Annotated in this window: 3 protein-coding genes; all 3 read right to left on the reverse strand. The window is 46.8% G+C overall.

The annotated features are described in order from the left end of the window. Window positions 1-195: 195 nt before the first annotated feature. Window positions 196-801, reverse strand: a complete 606-nt coding sequence (locus tag ACTIE0_RS23775; protein WP_006615995.1) for a superoxide dismutase — start codon at window positions 799-801, stop codon at window positions 196-198. A 322-nt stretch (window positions 802-1123) separates the two neighbouring features. Beyond that, a complete protein-coding gene (locus ACTIE0_RS23780) occupies window positions 1124-2305 on the reverse strand; it encodes a DUF58 domain-containing protein (RefSeq protein WP_006623864.1) in 1182 nt (393 codons plus the stop codon). Beyond that, on the reverse strand, window positions 2272-2490 hold the full coding sequence (locus tag ACTIE0_RS23785; RefSeq protein ID WP_006623865.1) for a hypothetical protein: 219 nt from the start codon (window positions 2488-2490) through the stop codon (window positions 2272-2274). Before ACTIE0_RS23785 ends, ACTIE0_RS23780 begins: the two co-directional genes overlap by 34 nt. Window positions 2491-2648: the final 158 nt, after the last annotated feature.

Here is a 2648-nt window from a genome sequence, read left to right on the forward strand (position 1 = left end):
GGGGGCTGGCATTTTTGGTCTTCTTAGTCATCTCGTCCTCTCCATTATACGTCCTAAGTGTTCTGTCTTGTGCTATAAATAATCAAAAATTACCCGCCCCTCTCAACTGACCGCCCCCCAATATTGCCTTTGAGGGGGGGTACAGATTAAGCTAGAGCAGGTTAGCTAGGTTGGCTGAAAGGAATATCAAAGATATTAGCTGGCAGACGCGAGATTTTCAGCTACAAAGTCCCAGTTAACCAGATTTTCGATAAAGTTATCGATGAAACCTGGCCGCGCATTTTGGAAGTCCAGATAGTAGGCGTGTTCCCAAACATCGAGAGTTAGCAGGGGAGTTTTACCCTCAACCATGGGGTTAACAGCATTAGCAGTCTTGGTAACTTTCAGTGTGCCATTATCCAGGACTAGCCAAGCCCAACCACTACCGAACTGGGTAGCCGCTGCGTTCTTAAATTCTTGAATGAATGCGTCAAAGCTACCGAAATCTGCTTGAATCTTGTCAGCCAAAGCTCCTGTAGGTTGACCACCACCATTGGGCTTGAGGCACTTCCAGAAGAAACTGTGATTCCAGACTTGGGCAGCGTTATTAAATATACCAGACTTAGAAGGATCATTGTAAGTGGCTTTGATGATCTCTTCCAGGGACATATTAGCCATGTCTGTACCTTCAATAGCAGCATTAAGGTTTTTGACATAAGCTGCATGGTGCTTACCATGATGGTAGGATAGAGTATTAGCGGACATTTTGCTAGACTCTAGTGCATCCTGATCAAAAGGTAAACTGGGAAGTTCAAAAGCCATTGTGTTTTCTCCTCTCTCAAATATCTAGGCTTCTCGATTTGTCTTGAACGGGACAAATTTATGAGCGAGCCTACATAAAACTTTACAATATCCTGATCATATACCATCAACGGTCACTAAAACAAATCTAGTCGGGCTAACTTTGGTTTGTGAAGGTCTGCCCCCTCGGCTTATCTCCTACCCGGTGGCAGGTAAACCCCAGTATCTTGGTGCAATTAGTTTTGAGAATACCGCGCTTTAATGCCCATTTAGGGGATGGTTCTGCATTCAGGGATGATTCCCATCGGCTAACTTACTAAACCCGCCGGGCGGCTTGTCAAAGTCAATTATTTTGGGCCTGCAATTGTGGAACCAGAGGTTCAGCGGGATTAATCCTTACACCGGGACAGGGAGCGATCGCATCGGAGCCATATTGCATCCCCAACCCGGAGCGCGCGCCATGATTTTGTGGGGCAGGCAGTGGCCAAAGTAGCCAACGACTCTGAGGGGAAAGGCTCATGATACTGTCAGAATTTTGAGTAATCCAAATCAGTGGAACATCAGGGCGGTCAATGGTGCTATTAGATTGACCCGCAATAACCCCAGCCAAAACGGAGAGAACGCCCCAATTGCCTTCCACCAGTCCGTCGGAGGCAGTCCATAGCCGTACATTAAGTTGAGCGCGACGAGCGTAGAAATAAAGAGAAGCAGCCACAGAAACGGCGGTTTCAAAATCGGTATGGTCCCAAGAAAATGCACTATCAAGACAAATAACTACTTCCTGACCCCCAATAGCGACCTCCAATTCTCGGACTCGTAGATCCCCATAGCGAGCACTAGAACGCCAATGAATCAGTCTAGTAGGGTCGCCGATACGATAAGGGCGTAAAGTGCGAGTAATGCCTTCTGTGGCTTGATCAAGGCGAAAGCAAGAGTAAATCTCTGGACCTTGGTCTACTTCAATGCTATCAACAATAGGACAAGCAGTTAAAGGCAATACGGTGGGATAAACAATAGCTGTAGCAGGAACTTGGCGATCGCGACTACACCAAAATAACCCCAGGGGAGAAGCCGATCGCAGTCTCACCCCAGACCAATGGTAAATCCCCCGGCGTTTAGTAATACGGGAATATTTCCAGTGATAAACTTGTCCGGGTCCAATGACATCAATAGACTCCGAAGCATCTCCCAACTCTGTGGGGAGGCGATCGTAAATTTGAAATAGGGGACAAGATTTTTTCGACTGGTTTTCGATTTCCAGTTCAAAAGTGAGGCGCGAGCCCACACTGACCGGAGTAATAGGGTAGCGGCGAACCTGAAGGGGACGAAGACTCCGCCCTGGCAGAATTGCCGCGGCCAATAACAAAGCCAACCCCATACCACTAATCACATACAGCCACCCTGCCATAGTATTAGTAGCAGCCCCAAAGAAAAAAACCGTCAGAAACCCTAACAGCCAACCAGCATAAGCCGGAGTTACCCAGTTACGTTCTAACCAATTAGTAATTTTGCGTTTTGACCCCATAACATAATATCGCGCCGCTCACACCAGGATAACCAAAGTTCAACAAAAACTCCAGAAGTTTCCGGTTTCATCAGAAAAACTGGAAACAGTCTATAATTTTGGCGATCGCCCAACTGGCAAAAAAACCAAGAAGCCTCGCGCCTACTGGTTAGCTGAATGTCAATTTTGAGCAATTGGGCTAACATGAGATCCTCAATGCTATATTCTATGATTTGGTGCGAAACGTTCGGGCATGAAATAAGGTTGCAACACCTGAAATAACTGCCCGGTGGGGATTTCAACCCCTTGGTTGAATATAAGGAGCGCACTCCTGACCATCCCTATAACTGTTTATATGTCCCAA

It is taken from the genome of Limnospira sp. (genome assembly GCF_051859755.1).
GTDB classification, from domain to species: Bacteria; Cyanobacteriota; Cyanobacteriia; order Cyanobacteriales; family Microcoleaceae; genus Limnospira; species Limnospira fusiformis.